Origin of the sequence: Sporosarcina sp. USHLN248, assembly GCF_037144575.1 — a bacterium.
In the GTDB taxonomy this organism is placed as follows: domain Bacteria; phylum Bacillota; class Bacilli; order Bacillales_A; family Planococcaceae; genus Sporosarcina; species Sporosarcina contaminans.
The window spans coordinates 1-18,949 of sequence record NZ_JBBCZC010000035.1 but is presented as its reverse complement, the minus strand read 5'-3'; the positions used below and the strand labels follow the sequence as shown (position 1 = coordinate 18,949).

The following is an 18,949-nucleotide window of genomic DNA, read 5'->3' as shown; positions in this document are numbered from 1 at the left end:
TTCTCACCCCTTTTCTAAACCAATTTCTTCATTCAAGACATCAACAGATTGAATTTGGTTAAATTCTTTTACTGACATTTCCCTTAGGGGACGGACAATTGTACATTCATCAGGCCGAATGAATCGAATTACACCATTTTTCATAACAGCAGTCCATAATCGGGTTTCCAACATATTTCTGCCTGTTTCGTCAGGGTAGTTGATACCATGTACCATGGCGCCGAAGGAAAGTTCATCAATCTCATCATAGGCCCCTTCTCCTTCCCCGAAATTACAAGCCTCTACATATCCTTGACATTCTCTGGCTCCTAAAAAGATATCTCTTCTACCTCCCGCATTGACTGCACGTTTAGCGATATTATGATGTTTATGTTCGTTTCGATCGAATGCCAAGTCTTCTCTATGTGGATTAAAGATGAAATGTGCGCGAACTTGATAGCGGACATCTCGTAAATACGTATAATATGCCAACGTATTCCCACCATTGTACTCAATCGGCCGAATGCCTTTGGATTCTGTTTGTATTGGATTCATAATTCGAACTTCATCAATGATCCACATAATCGTCGGCTTCCAGTAAATTGACTCGACAATGCCTTTCAAGCTTTGATAGGTCGGAATTTGATACGACATTTTCTCTCCACCGATTTTTGTCAACGGATCCGTGAAAAGTGCATAGTTTCCAGATACTTCGAATTCAATTTGGTTACGCAAAAAAACACCTCCAATTTGTTAACTTATATTTTATAGAGATGGGGGAATAATCCCCCTCACTTTAGATCAATACTACTTTGAAAACTGTCAATTTTCCTTTTTAAGAATTTAATTTGTTTCCGAAGAACCAGATTCTTCTTTTCTAAATTTGCTATTGACTTTAAAAAGTTTATGTTACCACAAGATATACATTTCAAATGACCAATTCACCTCTTTTATCTTCTTATAATTTATAGTTTGTACAATTTAATTATATACATAATTCCGATAATAATCAATTCAATATTTTAAATATTCCTCTTTTATCCTTGTTCTTTTTGTGTTATACTTTCCAAGTCGCCTTAGGCGTGGATTGAAAATTATAATTTATAGTTTGAAAACCCATCTATTTCCAAGATGGGTTTGTTGATTACACTATCTTGCTCAGCAACTTCCCTCCCTATAGTCCTATCCCCCACTCTACTGAGTAGGCTGTTTCTTTTAAGGCATAAATCTCCCCGTGCAGTAAATAATCAATATATCCATCAATCTCCAATCGATCCATCTCAGGCTTGTATATATTAACAACATACTGTTGTGCCTTTCTAAGCAGATAATTCATGTCGCGCAAATCCATTTCTCCATTTAGCTCTGCGATGATTTCCTTTGCTTCCTTATTGTACGGGACAAGTACTGACGTTGTAGGACTGTCTATCACCTTAAAATGCTTCTCCATAGTTGCAAAGGCTTGCCTGCTGAAAATTTCCAACTTTTTTGAGTGTTTGCTTTTGTATGCCTGGAAATAGTTTTGATTTAGGTTTATTAAATCAAATCCATTTTGTCCAATTTTAGCAATCGGATAATTTAATTCATTTGAAATAGCAGTATAATAATAACTAAAATAAAGCTTCATCGCTTCAGGTGATAATAAATCATTACCGTATCTTGACGGATCTCTTTTGAATTCATATAGAACCCTTGCCGTCTGCTCGCCACCTATTTTTATATCTTTCAGATTTGAGACAACTTCATCGGCCGACTTGATAATGTACACAATTCTGATGTCGTCCTCCCCATGGCGGTTACAACGTCCTGCCGCCTGTGCAATGGAATCTAACCCTGCCAAAGATCTGATTACGCACTGAAAGCTGATATCAACACCAGCTTCGATTAATTGGGAGCTTACACAAACAAGCCTCTTCCCCGACTTTAAGCGGTTCTTCAAATCCTCAAATTTAACCTTTCTATGTGCAGGACACATATTCGTACTCAGATGATATAGCTCAAAGTCAATATTACTGTCACGAATTTCTTCATATAATTTCTTCACTGCCGTTTTTGTATTTAGAATAACTAACAAACTATCTACAGATTCCATTTCCTTCAAAACAAAGTCTCTTAATTCATTTGCTTGCAATCCATGTTCATCGGTTTTATCAATAATGTTAACTCTTTTAAAATGTTTGCTAACCTCATTTATGTTCTTTATGATTTCAGCATCGTGGGGAATTTTTAATTTATTCTCAACAAAATCTAATGCTGGCTGCGTTGCAGTACACAAAATGATACTAGTATTGCAATAACTTTTAAGGAAGTTAAGTGCCTCGTTGAATAATGAGACACATTTAATAGGAACTGATTGCACTTCATCAAATACCAATATAGAATTGGCTAAATTATGGAGCCTTCTTATATTTCGTGTTCCTCCTGAGTAAAAAACATTTAAAAACTGTACCATAGTCGTAAATACAATTGGACTATCTCCCCAATTATCTCTTAATAGTTTCTGTTTCTTTTGTTTCACATGATATTTCTCTGCCTCTTCCTCACTATCGAACTTCTCTTCTTCAAGAATATTTGAATGATGCTCTAATACTGCGTCCTCATTTCTTATATACTTCCTAACCTCTTCGGCGTTTTGCTCAATTATTGTTGTATACGGGACGATGTAAATAATTCTGTCTTTCCTATACTCTATGGCATGGCGAAGTGCGTATCTAATGCTTGATAGTGTCTTTCCTCCACCCGTTGGAATAGACAGTGTATAAATTCCTGAAGGCTTATATGCAATAGTTTCGCATTGCTCCGACATGCTACTTCGTAATATGTTAATTGGAAGGTTCAAATCTGCATTTTGCTTAAGCAAATTGATGTTATCCATAAATATTTCATAGCTTTCTTTAAAAAATTGATGACTATCAAATGGAACTTCTTCTAAACGATTTTCTTCAAACATCATGGTATTTGTCCGATCGGCATCTATTAAACAACTAAAAATAAATTTAATTAGTAAAGAAAGCGATATTGCTTGCAATCCTTCTTTTTTTCTTTTTTGAAGCAAATCATTAATTTCCCTCACTGCTTCATTAAAATATTCGCTTATAGATATATAACTCTCTAAAAAGGCAGTAACAGCAAGGTCAAACTCTTTTATATCCTTATAAATGACTCGCTCCAAAAATGGCGAAGAGAGTTTATCGGATATAAAATCTCTTAGTCCGCTATGATGCGAAAGGATACTCATCGCTACCCATTCGACAGCTACTTTTTCCAAAGGTGTTGCATTTTCAACTTGATGAAAGTATTGATACAAATACTTCCCCCCTGCTGTAGAATGATCAACTGTTCCTCTTGCAGGTGGGTTATTAGGGTTATTTACAGCCTCAATAATATAATTTCTAAATTGCTCTGTAAGTTTCCCCATATCATGTAGTAAGCCCGCAAGCCCAGCCAAATGTTTGGCTCCAATTTTTTCTCCAAATCGCTCTGCCAATTCTTGTACTTCTCTTAAATGTGTTTCAACAGTCTGAACTTCCCCATCACTTTCTCGTATATGCGCAATATATTCCAATCCAACCCCTCCTCCATGACACTATTACTATGTCTTTCGACTAACGTCTACAAAACCCTCTACATTATTTATTCCGCATAAAAACAAACATAAAAACCCTATTTTTAGTGTTTTTACGATCGTTTCTATTTTTGAATATAGATACTTTTACACTATCCTACTAAATATTCCTCAGTCGAACCAATTTACTAATTGGTGATAACCTTCTATTAACGTAGTCAGGGAATGGGAAATAAGAATAGTGATGATTTAAAAGTCGCTATTAATTCCAAGACTTTTCATTTATAAATCACCTTAAGCTTTAAACCACCAAACCACAAAAAAGAATTTTAAAAATATTGTAGACTTTTAAAATTCTTTATAGTAATGTATAGGGAAACTTAAAGGAAATCTTCCTTATATCGATATTTGTTATTTCATTTTCGTGAAGGAGGAGATGAATTGTTTGTCACAATCGGAGTAGTTGGCCCATCTGAATCTGTGGATAAGATTTTAAAAGTGGCGGAAGAGTTTCCAAGTGCGCGGTGCCTACCTTTTATTTATGAGGATGTAAAGGAGTTGCCAAATTTAATAAAACAAGGACAGTTGCTTGTAGACCAGTGGTTGTTTTCGGGAGTAATGAATCATACATACGCATTAAAACATCGCTTGGTACAGCCAGAACAGGCAAGCTTTCCTCTGCTGCATGGTTCGAGCTTCTTTGGAAAACTTTTAGAAATTCAGCAAAAGGAACAACGGATATTTCAATCGTTCAGCATTGACCATATAACGGCTGAGGAGATTCAAAAAGTCCTTTCTTTTTATGACATGGATCATCTTCATTTTGAAACGATTCCTTTTTCGATTGATAAAGAGCCTGAACAAATTGCACATATTCATCAAGTGTTGTACGAGAGCAAAAAGACGGAGGTTGCAATCACTGCAACAAGAGGGGTATATGATCGATTAAAACGTCAGGCAATCCCTGTTTACAGGCTTACTCCTTCCTACTTTTCAATTAAACTATCGATCGAACTGCTTATTGAAAGAGCCCAAGTGAAGCATTATGAAAACTTGCGTATGGCCGTTATCGCATGCCAAGCTCTCAATGCCAATGAGAATATTGACGCTTCTCTCTTTAAATGGAAACACCAAGATTTAGACTTAAAAAAGAGCTTGCTAACGTTAACGGAAAGATTGAATGGTTCATTCGTGGAAGTGGCAGATGGGCTTTACTACATTTACACGACTAAAGGCGAAATTGATACAGATATCGAGTCTTCCTTAATGAACAACATGGCGTCCTTTCGGATACATAACCAATTAGAAATTGGTTTCGCAATCGGCTACGGACAAACTGTTTTAGCTGCCGAACAGCATGCGCGCCATGGACTCAATCAGTTAAAAATGGGCGGGGATCCTTCCTTGCTCATTGTTCAAACGAAAGATGATATAACGCAAAAAGTACAAAATGAAGAGCATACGCTGAACACCGAAGCGATCACTAGTGCACTGCAAGAAAGGTATGAGCTGAAAAACGCCAATACCCGTGATGTGTTGCGCATAGCATTGTATTCCCGCAAATATAATAAACCGCATTTCACAGCCGAGGACGTCGCTCAATGGTTCAATAGCACAAAACGTAATGCCCGTCGGATCCTATCAGAATTACAACAGGATGCGATTATCGAAATACATGATAAGACCCAGGCTGCACCGAGGGGTAGACCGAGTAATGTTTATCGTTTTACGGACAACGACCTTTTTTTCGGAAAGGAGAGTTAAATGGAAAACGAACTTCTTCAGTGGATTAATAAAGCCTTACTGCAACTGAATTTAGTGGAAAGTATGGAGCAAACAAAAGGATTTACCCGACTAGGCTACACGAAAGAAGAACAAGCAGCACAGAGGCAATTCCGCTTAATTGCCCAAAGCCTTGGATTGCATACCTATCAAGATGTAGCGGGCAATCAATGGGCTGTATGGCAGGTGGATGACCACTTAGGAACAATTGCTACAGGCTCACATTTAGATACTGTCTATAATGGAGGCGGCTACGACGGCGTTGCTGGAGTAGTCGCGGCATTAGCCGCTGTAAAACTGCTTAAAGAAAGACGATTCAAGCCTACAAAAAATATTGCCATCGTTGTTTTTGCATGTGAGGAATCCGCTAGATTCGGTATTTCAACGATCGGCAGCAAGGCAATTTGCGGGTTATTAGAAAAAGATCATGTTGCTTCTATCCAAGATGCAAATGGCATTTCGGTAGAAGAAGCTGTCAATAATTGCGGCTTGAATTGGCGGAATATTGAGGAAGCTGAGTTATCAACACATTCATTAGAACAATTCATCGAATTACATATTGAGCAAGGAAGCCGGCTCGAAAAAGCACAAAAAGAGATCGGCATTGTCCGTGCAATTGCCCAGCCAACTAGGCTGTTCATCACTTGCAATGGCATGACAAACCATACAGGCACCACCCCTATGAATGAACGACAAGATGCGCTCGTTCCCATCGCACAATTAATAAGTTACATTGAAAAAATTGCACTTGAAATAAACGAACGCCAAACAACTCCCCTCATGGCGACAGTTAGCACAATAAAAGCAAGTCCAAACGCTATGAATATGATTCCTGAGGAAGTTATCGTTGGCATTGATATTCGCAGTACAAGTGCAAAACTAAAAAAAGAAATTGTAAGCGCTGTAAAAAAGTTTATTGAAAAAGTAGAAGCTGAGAGATCCGTCACCATGCATCTAAAAACAATCGTTGATGATGAACCGATTCAACTGGATCAAGCAATTCAAACGACATTCACAAATCTATGCAAGGAATTGGGACTTTCATCAATGATAGTAGATAGCGGAGCAGGCCACGATGTCATGAATATGGCTAAGCGCTGGCCAAGTGGATTATTGTTCATCCCTTGCCGTGAAGGAATTAGTCACCATCCATCGGAATATGCCGATTGTCATGATTTATTAAAAGGAGCAACCTTGATTGCCGCTTTTCTTGAAAAAGCAGCGACCATTACTTCTTAACGTTATGATTCCAATGACAAGTATATAGGAGGTTTTGAATTGCATACATTCATCCAAGAGTATATCGAAAAGAACAAAGAGTATTTTCAAGAAGTATCTAAATATATTTATAACCATCCAGAAACACGCTTTGAAGAATATAAATGTGCTGCTTTTTTAGCAAATGAATGTAAAAAATTGGGCTTTACAGTGGAGCGTAATATCGCAAATATACCAACTGCTTTCAAAGCTATCTATGGGAACGGCAAGCCTGTCATCGCATTTTTAGGAGAATTCGATGCACTCCCCGAATTAAATCAACAACCGAACATTTCTATACCTGAGCGTATTGAAGATCAGCCCAATATCGGTCATGGATGCGGACATAATTTACTTGGCGCCGGGGCATTTGCCGCAGCATGTGCTGTAAAAGCTTTTCTTGAAGTAAATGAACTTTCAGGAACGGTTGTTTTTTATGGTTGTCCCGGGGAGGAAGGTGGTTCCGGTAAAACATTTATGGTCCGTGAAGGCGCTTTCAATGGGGTTGATACGGCTTTAACTTGGCACCCTTCTCCAATTAACGCCATTATGAGCCTACCAACACTCGCAAACTACCAGGTCGCTTTTCGCTTCAAGGGAATCGCCGCACATGCTGCCAACTCTCCGCACTTAGGCCGCAGCGCTTTGGATGCTGTTGAATTAATGAATGTAGGGGTCAATTACCTAAGGGAACATATCATCCAAGATGCCAGAGTACATTACGCAGTTACCGACACTGGCGGTTTATCACCTGCCGTGGTGCAACCACATGCAGAAGTTCTTTATTTAATTCGAGCGCCAAAGAACGAACAAGTAAAAGGGATTTACGATCGTATTTGCAAAATTGCAGAAGGCGCAGCTCTCATGACAGAAACCGAACTGACAATTGAATTTATGAAAGCTTGCTCCAATTATATTCCGAACAGAAGCTTAGAGGAGCTTCTTCATAAAAATCTCAAAATAGTTGGAACTAGTGAACCTAGTGAAGACGAAAAAACTTTTGGAAAACAAATATGGGATACCTTCTCAAAGGACGAACAAGATTTCTCTGTAGAATTAATGAAAGGATTTGGATATATCGGAGATGGTAGTGAGTTCAAAGGAAAATATGTAGCTGATTCTATATCTGACTACGCAGTTACAGATGAACTATTTTATGGTTCTACTGATGTTGCAGATGTTAGCTGGGTAACCCCTACCGCACAATTAACTGCGGCAACGAGTGCCCTTGCTACTCCATTACATACGTGGCAAATGACAGCGCAAGGTTTATCGAGTTTCGCCAATAAAGGTATGCTGCGCGCTGCATCAGCTATGGCATTGACTGGAATTGAACTTTTATCTTCAAAAGAGAAGCTGAAACAGGTCCAAGAAGAATTTCAAAGGTATCAACAGGACCATCCATATACTAACCCAATACCGCCCGAAGTCAAGCCAACCACACTTAGCGGGAAAAAAATCTACTAATGAGGTGAAATTATGAAGGAGAAAAAAAGTTTTTTCCAAAGATTTTTGGATATCGTTGAGCGAGTAGGAAATAAGCTTCCCGATCCATTTGTACTTTTTATCGGACTCGCGGTGATGATGATCATCATTTCCTATATTTTTAGCTTATTCAATGCTTCTGTCGTACATCCCGGCAACGGAGAAACGCTAGCAATAAAAAGCTTAATCTCTGCAGAAGGATTACAATTCATCCTCACTTCTATGCTAAGTAACTTTACAGGTTTCGCACCACTTGGCTTAGTGTTGGTCATGATGTTGGGGATAGGTTTAGCAGAAAAGGTTGGTATGCTTGATTATGCTGTACGCAAAACCATTTTAAAATCACCACCTTTTTTATTAACCTATACAGTTGTGTTTGTAGGAATCATGGGGAATCTTGCATCAGATGCTGCAATCGTATTAATTCCCCCATTGGCGGCACTTGTTTTTTATAAAGTTGGCCGCCATCCACTTGCAGGGCTAGCAGCAGGATTTGCTGGAGCGGGTGCGGGATTTACCGCTAATCTATTTATTGCTGGAACAGATGCATTGCTAGCCGGTATTTCAACAGAAGCTGCACGCTTTTTGGATGAAACCATTACCATTACTCCTGCGGACAACTGGTTTTTCAATGTTGTCTCCGTCTTCGCACTTACGATTGTTGGCGGACTTGTTACTACTCGCTTCATCGAGCCTCGTTTAGGAAAGTATGAAGGAGATGCTATAGAAGAAGAGAATACAGAAGATTTGCCACAAGCGAAAAGAGCCTTTATACACGCAATAATTGCAGGGCTCATTTACGTTGCCATTATTGCTGTTACCATTTTTATTCCGAACAGCCCTTTGACAAATGAGGAAGGCGGACTCATTCCGTCTCCGTTCCTTGATGGCATCGTTCCGATTATACTAATCTTTTTCGTTATTATTGGAGTGACATTCGGTATCTCTGTCGGCAATATAAAATCAAGTAAAGATGTCAGTAAATATATGTCTGAGTCGATCAAAGACATGTCCAGCTATATCGTCTTAGTTTTTGCAATCGCCCAATTCACCGCCTACTTTAACTGGTCCAATCTTGGTACTTGGGTTGCAGTAAATGGAGCAGAATTTCTAAAAGATATTAACTTCACCGGAATGCCGCTTATTATAGGCTATATTATCTTCACGGCATTGATGAATTTCTTAATTACATCGGGTTCAGCTAAATGGGCAATTGAAGCACCGATCTTCGTTCCGATGTTCATGCAATTGGGATATCATCCCGCCTTTACCCAAGCAGCTTATCGCATCGCAGATTCATCTACAAATATTATTACACCGCTGTTTCCATATATGGTCATTATATTGGCGTTCATGCAACGTTACGATAAGAAAGCAAGCATTGGGACGTATATTTCCCTCATGCTTCCTTATACAATCACTTTCTTAGCAACATGGATCATTTTAATTATGCTGTTTTATTACCTCGGAATTCCATTTGGACCGGGTATCCATGCCCGTTTTTAATCGTGGAATAAAAGAGCTTGAACGGTCAGGAGGAATTACATTTGAAACTAGTAGAACAACTAACCGACTGGCGGCGTGATTTTCACCGTTTTCCCGAACAGGGATTTTTGGAAATGCGCACCGCATCAATTGTTGCAAGTATACTTTACGATTTGGGGTTCCATTTAAAAATGGGCAAAGAGGTCATGAACGTAGATGATTGCATGGGAAAACCCGACTTAAAAATAACAAGTGAGCATGCAAAATGGGCGAAAGAAAATGGAGCAGACGAGAAATTCCTTCCCTTTTTCACGGAAGGTTATACTGGAATCGTTGCTACGCTCGATACACAGCTACCCGGACCAACGATCGCTTTTCGTTTTGACATGGATGCATTACCTATTAAGGAATCTGATTCATCAGAACATCTTCCGACTCAATTAGGATTTCGGTCAATTGCAGAAGGGACTATGCACGCCTGCGGACACGATGCCCATACTGCAATCGGATTGGGCTTAGCTACTCTGTTGGCCAGTAATAAAGAACAGCTTACCGGCGTTTTTAAATTAATATTTCAGCCAGCTGAAGAAGGGACGCGTGGCGCAAAAGCAATGGCTCGTGCAGGAGTTGCAGATGGCATTGATTATTTCATCGCCTCACATATCGGAACAGGTATCCCACAGCATCATTTTGTAGCGGCGAATAACGGCTTTTTAGCTACCTCGAAGCTGAACATCTCTTTCAAGGGTACTGCTGCTCATGCCGGAAGCGAACCGGAGAAAGGAAAAAATGCGTTACTTGCCGCAGCAACCGCTGCTTTAAATATGCATGCAATATGCCGGCATTCAGGGGGCGATTCTCGCATTAACGTCGGTGAACTACATGCAGGATCCGGTAGAAATGTCGTGGCAAACCATGCAACTCTCATCGCGGAAACTCGCGGAGAAACAAGTGAAGTCAATGATTACATGAAGGAACAAGCTCACAATATAGTTGCTGGTGCAGCCCTTATGTATGGAGTGGAATATACGATCGATACCGTTGGAGAAGCAATTAGCTGCAAATGCTCCGAGGTGTTAGCAAATAAATTAGCTACAATAGCCGAACAACATCCTTTTATTGAACACGTCGTCCAAATAAGCGACAACAATGCAGGTTCAGAAGATGCGACTTATTTCTTGGAAGCCGTTCAACAACAAGGCGGGCAAGCAACGTACTGCATCTTCGGCACAGACCTTGCTGCAGGGCATCACCACGAATGCTTCGACATCAACGAAAATACTTTACTTCCTGCAGTAGAAATATTGTTCGCTGCTGCTAAGGACATAGCGAAGCATGATGAGTAACGATAACAACCCGCCGAACTTTTGAAGTTTGGCGGGTTGCACTGTCAAATGAATATTTAACGCTAACCCAAAACACATAAATCATACAACAACGCATAAACCTATTTTTCAACGTATATCTGTGGGCAACAACTCATAATCCACTAAAAAAACGCTTAACTTGCCGACAAGGCGCATAAACACCCCTTATTTCTAAAAAACCGGATTCGGTTTTTATCGAACCACTTTCAAGCAAAAAATCGATAAACCATGCTTAGTAAAATGAATGGCAGTATACCCCTAACTAAAAATTGTACAATTAGAGGCTTTTGTTCATCATTCATCTGAACGCGCACCATCCCCGCCCCTTTTGTCACATTCGTATCGTACTGTACAAGTTGCGATGTACGTTTATGACAATGAGGGCATTTGAAAACAATTGCCGTGCTTTGACTTCCGAAGGTACTTTTTTCAATTCGAGGCGCTCGGCGGAGTTTTTTCATTTCCGGCCCTTTCAATGAGTGCATCTCGCCGCACTTACCGCATTGAAACCGATGAACCGTATCTTCATCATACATTTGATTGCTTAATCCTTTAAACAACCGAATGGTTTGGTAAACAAAATTAATAAAAACGATTAGCGCAATTATAAGGCCAAGCATCGTCCCGATTTTCAATTACCCTTTCACCTCTTATTGAATAACGACTGAAAAGAATAACCTATCAATCGTTTAATACTGTACCCCTCATTTTCAATGAAAAAAAGTCTATTTGCAACAAGAGAACTTTATAGTCGCTCCCTTGACGTATCAGTTTTGGATGAATGCATATACAGATTCCTATTATCCCCGGAGATCACGCGATCGAACGTGGGTTTAGGTCCTACTTTCAGGGTGTAAAGGGGATGCTATTGAAGAAAATGGAGGAATGATAAGGCTTTACATTACCTTTATTGATAGCAACAATTCAGCGAAGGGTGTTAATAAAATATCAGGCACTTAAGCGATTGTACATCGTTAAGTGCCTGATATATGAATTTCTGTTTATCCTACAATCATATTTGCAACTAAGATGCACACCAAAGAAACTGCCCATGCGATCGTTGTAGGGACGGACCAAACTAAGATTTGCTCCTTCACTTCTTTGACACCAAGCATCCGGTTGACTACCCAGAATAAACTATCATTAAAGTAAGAGAAAATCATAGCACCTAATGCGGCTGCTTGTGCCGCGAGGGCCATATTGACATCCAAATTCATGACGATCGGCGCTGAAATGGATGCCGCCGTAATCATCGCAACCGTGCCGCTACCTTGTATTAAACGAACAATTGTCGCAATGAAAAATGGTATCAATACTGCCGGCAAAGGGAGTGATGCGACTTGTTGCGCGATATAATCTCCCGCACCACTAACACGCAGCACCTCGCCAAGGGCACCGCCTGCACCTGTAACCAAGAGGATGATACCAGCCGTCACCATTCCTTCTTCCATTCTTTCCAATGCTTCTTCCCGCTTCAAATGACCCGCCAACAGATAAATTGCCGACACAAGGGATAAACCTACTGCAATGATCGGCTGTCCTAAGAACAGAATATAATCGACCCAGCCCCCTGTAAGATCCATTGCAACCATTGTTGTATTTATGAATATAAGGAGTATTGGCAATAATATCGGCACCATGGAGCGGAATAACGATGGAAGCTCTTTACTTCTCTCATCTGTCAGCCGAATAAGCTCCTGATAAGCCAACTGCTCGTCTGGTCTTTCAAAATCCAATCCATCTTCTGTCGGTATTTGATAAATTCTTTTACCAATCCATTTTGCATATAAAACGCCTACAATGATAATCGGGATGGAGAACAGCAATCCCCAAAGAATCATATGGCCTATATCAACACCGAATATACCTGCAACACCTAAAGGACCTGGAGTAGGCGGAACGGCATGATGCGTAGCTGCCAATCCGACTGCAAGCGCGACCCCCAATGTAATGACCGATTTACCAGTCTTCCTTGATAACGCTTTCACCAAAGGGTTCAAGATAACGAATGCCGAGTCGACAAATATCGGAATGGAGACGATATAGCCAGCAATCGCCATCGCCCATTCTTCTTTCCGTTTTCCTACAAATCGTATAAGGCTATATGCCAAACGTTCTGCAGCTCCTGAAACTTCCAAAATACGTCCAATCATAACGCCAAACCCTACCACTATACCGATTGAACCTAATGTGCTTCCGAATCCTTTTGATATGGTTGCAGAAACTTCAATAGGATTCATCCCGCCAATTAACCCCGTCAATGACGCAGCTATGACCAAAGCTAAAAATGCATGTATCTTCGTTTTTAACACAAGAATGATTAATGCAGCCACACCCACAACAAGACCGACAATCATTTGCATTTCCGGTGTCATCCTTAGTACCCCCCAATTCTTTATTTAATTGATGAAGGGGAAATGCTCCCCTTCATCGCTATTCAATTATTTAGAGTGATTCTCTTGTAAACTTCGGAGCGTATTCTGCAGCGAGTTTTATGCATTCTTCCATGCTTACGCTAGCTGCGATGTTTTTCCATGCAATATCAAATGCAGTGCCATGATCGACAGAAGTCCGTAAGAATGGAAGTCCGTTTGTAATGGAAATCGTACGGTGGAAATCCGTCATTTTCGCAGCGATATGTCCTTGATCGTGATAAAGGGAAAGAACTGCATCGTATTTACCGTTCAATGCTTGGAAAAATACAGAATCTGCAGGTACAGGGCCATATGCGTCAATGCCGTCTTTTTTAGCGGCTTCAATGCCCGGTCCGATTTCATTCACTTCTTCCATTCCGAACAGCCCGCCTTCACCGCTATGCGGGTTCAATCCGGCTACCGCCAGTTTACGGTTTTCAACGCCCAATCTTTGCAATGCCAAATCACATCTGTTCAAATAATCACGCACACGCTCTTTTGTCATTTGAGAAATGGCTTCTTTCAAACTAACATGGCGAGTTAAGAAGAAAATCCGCATGCCATTTACTTGGAACATTGTAAGCGGATCTGGAGCTCCACCTAAGTCCTCCAACATTTCTGTATGACCAATATACGGTACGTTTGCCGCTTTGAGGGATTCCTTGTTAATTGGCGTCGTTGCAAGCGCTGCAACCTTTCCATCCATTGCAAGTTCCACTGACTTTTTAATGAATTCAAATGCCGCTTGTCCACATTGCGCTTGGACTTCTCCTGGCTGCAATGCATCAATATCAATATTGTTCATATCTAACACATCAACAGTTCCGAATTCGTATTTTCCTTCCTGAGGAGCAGAAACAATATTCACATTCAAAGCAACACCTGTCACTTCGATCGCTTTTTTGATTACATCGGCATCACCTACAACAAGAGGGCTGCACATACCGTAAATTTCTTCCTTGGATAGTGATTTCACAGTAATTTCAGGTCCGATTCCTGCAGCATCGCCCATTGGAATTGCGATTATTTTACGTTCGTTCGTCAATTCAAACACGTCCTTCATGATTTTTTGTTTGTAAATACGTAACACATTTATAAATCGATTGCTTTTCTCCGACCATGCCACCCTTTGTTACGACTGGTATTCCATCGAAAGTACCGCCGATGAATTTACCATACGCCGCCAAAGGGATCACTTCTTCGTCGAGTTGAATCGCTTCCGCATCACTAACCGAATAGAGTGCAGCTGTGACATCGCCGCCACTTGAAAACATGCCATCGATTTTTTCATCGCTTTGCTGGATGATGGAGTATGTCACTTTTGCAAGCCCAGTAGTAATCCGTTTCGCTAATGCTTCTTCTGTTGTCTCTTCTTCATTTGCGATATTTGCCAAAGGTAAAACGGTCGAAGTAGGTGATAGCGTCGTGACAATCAATACTTCTTGCTCTTTTAATTTCAATAACCCTTCTTCCGTAGCACGCTTAACTTCCGAATCCCATCTATCCTTCATCGTCGCCAATTGAGCAGCGTCCACATATACAGGCATTGAATTTGTCTTATCCATTAAATAGCGCAATTGCCTGCCTGTAAGCCCTGTAACACTTCCAACTGTCACAATGTACTTATTTTTGTACAGGCTCTTCCTTGATAGTACCCGTGCGAACGCCGCCGATAAAGGTCCGGGATCCACCGGAAATACAGTACGTTCTGTAATGGACGCCATCGACTCAGCAATATTGCTGATTTCCTCATTCGTTACCGCATCCACTACAATAATTCGATTGCCATTGCTGATCAGTTTATGCAAGGAAGATAAGATTTTTGATTTCCCCTGTAAGACATCACCTAAACCGATATGGCCGATTTCATAATTGCTTTGCTCGGCAATGACGGCTGGTAAAAAGGATTTTGTTATAGGGTTCATCGGATCTTTTGCAACGTCCGTTTCTTGTACAGGAACGCCTTCAACTAAAAGGTATCCACCTGAAGTGACGCGTCCCGAATCAGGATAGGACGCAACGACAATTGCTACACTATCCTCTCCAGTGTTCTCCAACATGGCGTCGATTTCAGAACCGACATTACCTCGAATTGTGCTATCAATCCGCTTGCCAATTACATCGGCTCCCCACTTTTTCAGTTGTTTGAATGTATGTTCCACACGACTTTTAGCCATATCAGGAGCTACATAACGGCTATCTGTATCTACACAAATAGATGTGAATGTGCTTGTCGTCGGTACTTCTCCACCAAAGACAATGGTTGCACTTGTAAATCCGGCTTTTGCAAGTCTTACACCCGTCGCGTTCGCACCTGTCAAGTCATCAGCAATTATTCCGATCTTCATTCTCTCACCTGCTCTGCAATAATGATTTCAACAGATTCGCCGTATAATTCTTTTAGTTCTTCGGATAATTGGTCGTCTGTAATGATCGTTGATACGTCTTCCAAATCACATACTTTAGAAAACGACTTTTGATTGAACTTTGAAGAATCAGCGACAAGAATCACTTCTGCTGCGGTTCTCATCATCGAACGCTTCAAAGAAGACTTTTCAATAGTTGGCGTAGTAATTCCAAAGGAATGATTAATTGCATTCGCCCCTAAAAAGAACAAATCGACGTGCATAGATTTTAAAATCTCTTCAGTTAATGAGCCGTAAAGAGTTCCGGTTACCGTTTGCAATCGCCCACCTAAAACGATTATTTCTAACTTACTATCCATCAGCTCTGCAGCAATTTTTATGTCATTTGTTATAACCGTAAGATCTTCACGTGATTTTAATAAAACAGCAATTTCGCGTGTCGTCGTTCCAGAGTCAATGAGAACGGTCATACCGTCTCTGATCAAAGAGACAGCCTTTGCGGCAATTGCTTTCTTCTCTTGGACGGCCATAGTCGATTTTGATTCAAATGTTCTTTCATGTATTAACGGTTGTGCCCGAACTGCTCCCCCATGTGTACGGATAAGCTTATTTTGCTTTTCTAACACATCAAAATCACGCCGAATCGTCATAGAAGTCACTTCTAACATTTCCGCCAGTTGGACAATCTCAACCTTGCCTTCTAATTCAAGTAATTCAATTATTTTTGTACGCCGTTCTTTTGGAGACACTTGAATTAACCCCTAACTTCATATGTTAAATATGAACATATTATTGTTATATACAAACATAATTATGTTACTTTGAAACGATTAAGTCAATAATGTTTTAAAAATTTAATGTAATATGCCGAATATTTCCTATCAAATTGAACTGTCCACAATTTCAAAATTCGAATGCATACTTCTATCCTTTCCGGGCATTCTAAGATCAATATCGTTTATTCCGAAATAGCTTAGTGGTAGAGCAATCGGCTGTTAACCGATAGGTCGTAGGTTCGAGTCCTACTTTCGGAGTCTTAAAAGCCCCTTCCATCGAAGAGGCTTTTCCGCAATGGAACAATGGGAGGGCTTTATGTTGAATTCAACTAAAACATTGTCTGTGTTCGCTTTAGGTGGCATTAATGAAATTGGAAAAAACATGTATGTGCTTCAATACGGGGACGATCTTTTGATGATCGACTGTGGATCAAAATTTCCTGATGAGAGCTTATTAGGAGTAGATTTGATCATTCAAGATATTTCTTATTTACAGGAAAATAAAGAGAAGATCCGGGCATTGCTTGTTACACATGGACATGAAGACCATATCGGTGGGATTCCTTATTTATTGAAACAGTTGAATGTGCCTGTCTATGCAACGAGGCTGACGTTAGGTTTGATTGAACTGAAATTAAGGGAGCATGGATTGCTTAGGGATACGGAGCTAAATTTAGTAGACAGCGATTCCAATTTTGAATTTGGTACTATTAGCGTTTCGTTCTTTAAAACGAGTCATAGTATCCCCGACTGTTTAGGGATTGTCTTTCAAACTCCTGAAGGAACGGTTGTGCATACGGGTGATTTCAAGTTTGACTTAACACCAGTCGGAGGAGATTATGCAGATCTCCATAAGATGGCCAAAATCGGGGAAAAAGGCGTTTTATTGCTCTTATCGGAAAGCACAAATGCCGAGCGTCCTGGATTCTCACAATCAGAACGGATCGTTGGAGAGCATATCGAGGATGCCTTCCGCAGGGCTGATCAAAAGATTTTCATTTCAACATTCGCCTCCAACGTTCACCGTATTCAACAAATCATTGATGCAGCAATTAAAACAAATCGGAAAATCGGTCTATTGGGAAGAAGTATGGTGAATGTTGTTTCCGTAGCTGAAGAATTGGGATACTTAACGATACCTGAGGGCATGATTGTCGAGGCAAATGAAATCAATGGAATGGACCCTGAACGGGTCGTTGTCATTTGTACCGGAAGCCAAGGCGAGCCGATGGCGGCACTTTCCAGATTATCGACTGGAACTTACCGTCAAGTTTCTGTTTTGCCGGGAGATACAGTCATCCTATCTTCCAGTCCAATACCCGGCAATGAAAAAAGCGTATCGCGCATTGTAGATAATCTATTTCTTTTAGGCGCAAAGGTCATCTACGGTTCCGGAAGCACATCAGGCATGCATGTGTCTGGACACGGTTTTCAGGAAGAATTGAAACTGATGCTCACATTGATGAAACCGAAATATTTCATTCCGATCCATGGCGAATATCGGATGCTGCAACAGCACAGGGCATTGGCAGAATCTGTAGGTGTGGAAAGGGAAAATATTTATATTATCAACAACGGTGACGTTGTCGACATTGAGCAGTCAGTAGCACGCCAAACAAGAACTGTCCAAGCAGGCCACATCTTTGTCGATGGGTTAGGTGTTGGAGAAGTCGGCAAGATGATTTTGCGAGACCGCAAATTGCTGTCAGAAGAAGGCATGCTACTCATCATCCTAACGATGAGCAAAACAGACGGCAAACTATTGACAAGTCCCGACACGATTTCCCGTGGATTTGTTTATGAACGCGGAGCGGAGGATCTTTATAAAGAATTGAATGATTTAATTGTCACCATCGTTCAAAACTTTGATCGGCCAAACCGTAATCGAAGAAGTGATCTCAAACATAATATACGGAAATCCACCGAAAAAATGCTATTCGCAAGAACAAAAAAACGACCGATGATTTTGCCGTTTATTATTGAGATATAATGATAACAACCCACGAGGGCTCGTGGGTTTTTGCTATTTAAATCTTGGGCTGAAGTATGCTGATTAATAATGATAGAATGGAAATAATTGCATTTGAAAAATCAAAAGGAGTTGAGAATAGTTGAGTATGATAAATAGCAGTTTTAATATTGGCGATGTCATTTTTACATTAATCTTCGCCTTGCTCATCGTCCTATTTTTTGTTTCTTTCGCTTTGTTTATAATGTCATGGTCAAAGAATCGAAAGAGGAATACCCAGCGCGACATCGATCTTGAAAAGAAGTTAGATAGGATCATAGAATTGTTGGAGAAAAAAGAGTAGTCGTTGGATTTCTTTCATAGCAAAGAGCAGCTAATTGAGTTTAATTAGCTGCTCAGCTTGTTGACAAACGCTCGCATACTGCGTTGCTCGTCTCGCTCGTCCCCTCATGAACCTTAAGTTCTATTCGGGTCTTCGCTCGACTTCGCGCCTTGTCTGGCAAG

Annotated in this window: 14 protein-coding genes and 1 tRNA gene; 8 read left to right on the top strand and 7 right to left on the bottom strand. The window is 40.4% G+C overall.

The features are described 5' to 3' along the window. Window positions 1-3: 3 nt before the first annotated feature. Window positions 4-714 carry a type I-C CRISPR-associated protein Cas5c gene (gene cas5c / locus WFH04_RS13685; RefSeq protein WP_336824616.1) on the bottom strand — a complete coding sequence of 237 codons (711 nt, stop codon included), beginning with the start codon at window positions 712-714 and terminating at the stop codon, window positions 4-6. A gap of 439 nt (window positions 715-1,153) precedes the next feature. Further along, window positions 1,154-3,544, bottom strand: coding sequence for a CRISPR-associated helicase Cas3' (gene cas3, locus WFH04_RS13680; protein WP_336824615.1), 2,391 nt, complete (start codon window positions 3,542-3,544; stop codon window positions 1,154-1,156). 441 nt (window positions 3,545-3,985) lie between these two features. Here cas3 and WFH04_RS13675 point away from each other — a divergent pair, with 441 nt between their 5' ends. From WFH04_RS13675 to WFH04_RS13655, 5 genes are read left to right on the top strand one after another with little or no spacing between them, the layout of a single operon-like run. Continuing rightward, a complete protein-coding gene (locus WFH04_RS13675) occupies window positions 3,986-5,308 on the top strand; it encodes a hypothetical protein (protein ID WP_336824614.1) in 1,323 nt (440 codons plus the stop codon). Continuing rightward, on the top strand, window positions 5,309-6,565 hold the full coding sequence (locus WFH04_RS13670; protein ID WP_336824613.1) for a Zn-dependent hydrolase: 1,257 nt from the start codon (window positions 5,309-5,311) through the stop codon (window positions 6,563-6,565). 39 nt (window positions 6,566-6,604) lie between these two features. Beyond that, window positions 6,605-8,050, top strand: a complete 1,446-nt coding sequence (locus tag WFH04_RS13665; protein WP_336824612.1) for a M20 family metallopeptidase — start codon at window positions 6,605-6,607, stop codon at window positions 8,048-8,050. A 12-nt stretch (window positions 8,051-8,062) separates the two neighbouring features. Next, window positions 8,063-9,574, top strand: coding sequence for an AbgT family transporter (locus WFH04_RS13660; RefSeq protein WP_336824611.1), 1,512 nt, complete (start codon window positions 8,063-8,065; stop codon window positions 9,572-9,574). A 41-nt stretch (window positions 9,575-9,615) separates the two neighbouring features. After that, window positions 9,616-10,899, top strand: coding sequence for an amidohydrolase (locus tag WFH04_RS13655; protein WP_336824610.1), 1,284 nt, complete (start codon window positions 9,616-9,618; stop codon window positions 10,897-10,899). Between the two features lie 227 nt (window positions 10,900-11,126). Here the strand turns inward: WFH04_RS13655 and WFH04_RS13650 are convergent, their stop codons facing one another. The 5 genes from WFH04_RS13650 to WFH04_RS13630 all read right to left on the bottom strand — a co-directional run bounded on the left by WFH04_RS13650 (window position 11,127) and on the right by WFH04_RS13630 (window position 16,449). Then, the gene (locus WFH04_RS13650) at window positions 11,127-11,555 is read right to left on the bottom strand and encodes a hypothetical protein (protein WP_336824609.1); all 429 of its coding nucleotides are present in this window, start codon (window positions 11,553-11,555) and stop codon (window positions 11,127-11,129) included. Window positions 11,556-11,921: 366 nt separating this feature from the next. Continuing rightward, window positions 11,922-13,295 (bottom strand): GntP family permease, encoded by a 1,374-nt coding sequence (locus tag WFH04_RS13645; protein WP_336824608.1) that lies wholly within the window; start codon window positions 13,293-13,295, stop codon window positions 11,922-11,924. A 70-nt stretch (window positions 13,296-13,365) separates the two neighbouring features. Then, window positions 13,366-14,397, bottom strand: a complete 1,032-nt coding sequence (gene pdxA, locus WFH04_RS13640; protein WP_336824635.1) for a 4-hydroxythreonine-4-phosphate dehydrogenase PdxA — start codon at window positions 14,395-14,397, stop codon at window positions 13,366-13,368. Continuing rightward, entirely contained in the window at window positions 14,381-15,682 is a 1,302-nt protein-coding gene (locus WFH04_RS13635; RefSeq protein WP_336824607.1) for a four-carbon acid sugar kinase family protein, read from the bottom strand. The genes pdxA and WFH04_RS13635 overlap by 17 nt, the downstream gene beginning before the upstream one ends. Continuing rightward, complete coding sequence (locus WFH04_RS13630) at window positions 15,679-16,449, bottom strand: DeoR/GlpR family DNA-binding transcription regulator (protein ID WP_336824606.1); 771 nt, start codon at window positions 16,447-16,449, stop codon at window positions 15,679-15,681. Before WFH04_RS13630 ends, WFH04_RS13635 begins: the two co-directional genes overlap by 4 nt. A 213-nt stretch (window positions 16,450-16,662) precedes the next feature. Here WFH04_RS13630 and WFH04_RS13625 point away from each other — a divergent pair. The 3 genes from WFH04_RS13625 (at window position 16,663) to WFH04_RS13615 (ending at window position 18,788) form a co-directional block, all read left to right on the top strand. Continuing rightward, window positions 16,663-16,734, top strand: a tRNA-Asn gene (locus tag WFH04_RS13625). Between the two features lie 58 nt (window positions 16,735-16,792). Further along, on the top strand, window positions 16,793-18,466 hold the full coding sequence (locus WFH04_RS13620) for a ribonuclease J (RefSeq protein ID WP_336824634.1): 1,674 nt from the start codon (window positions 16,793-16,795) through the stop codon (window positions 18,464-18,466). Window positions 18,467-18,593: 127 nt separating this feature from the next. Next, window positions 18,594-18,788, top strand: coding sequence for a DUF4083 domain-containing protein (locus tag WFH04_RS13615; protein ID WP_336824633.1), 195 nt, complete (start codon window positions 18,594-18,596; stop codon window positions 18,786-18,788). The last annotated feature ends 161 nt before the right edge of the window (window positions 18,789-18,949 follow it).

What these genes read in the sequence shown, in the direction of transcription:
- pdxA (WP_336824635.1), bottom strand. Translation starts at nt 14,397, where the DNA reads ATGAAGGACGTGTTTGAATTGACGAACGAACGTAAAATAATCGCAATT.
- WFH04_RS13660 (WP_336824611.1), top strand. Translation starts at nt 8,063, where the DNA reads ATGAAGGAGAAAAAAAGTTTTTTCCAAAGATTTTTGGATATCGTTGAG.
- WFH04_RS13620 (WP_336824634.1), top strand. Translation starts at nt 16,793, where the DNA reads ATGTTGAATTCAACTAAAACATTGTCTGTGTTCGCTTTAGGTGGCATT.
- WFH04_RS13615 (WP_336824633.1), top strand. Translation starts at nt 18,594, where the DNA reads ATGATAAATAGCAGTTTTAATATTGGCGATGTCATTTTTACATTAATC.
- WFH04_RS13635 (WP_336824607.1), bottom strand. Translation starts at nt 15,682, where the DNA reads ATGAAGATCGGAATAATTGCTGATGACTTGACAGGTGCGAACGCGACG.
- WFH04_RS13670 (WP_336824613.1), top strand. Translation starts at nt 5,309, where the DNA reads ATGGAAAACGAACTTCTTCAGTGGATTAATAAAGCCTTACTGCAACTG.
- WFH04_RS13645 (WP_336824608.1), bottom strand. Translation starts at nt 13,295, where the DNA reads ATGACACCGGAAATGCAAATGATTGTCGGTCTTGTTGTGGGTGTGGCT.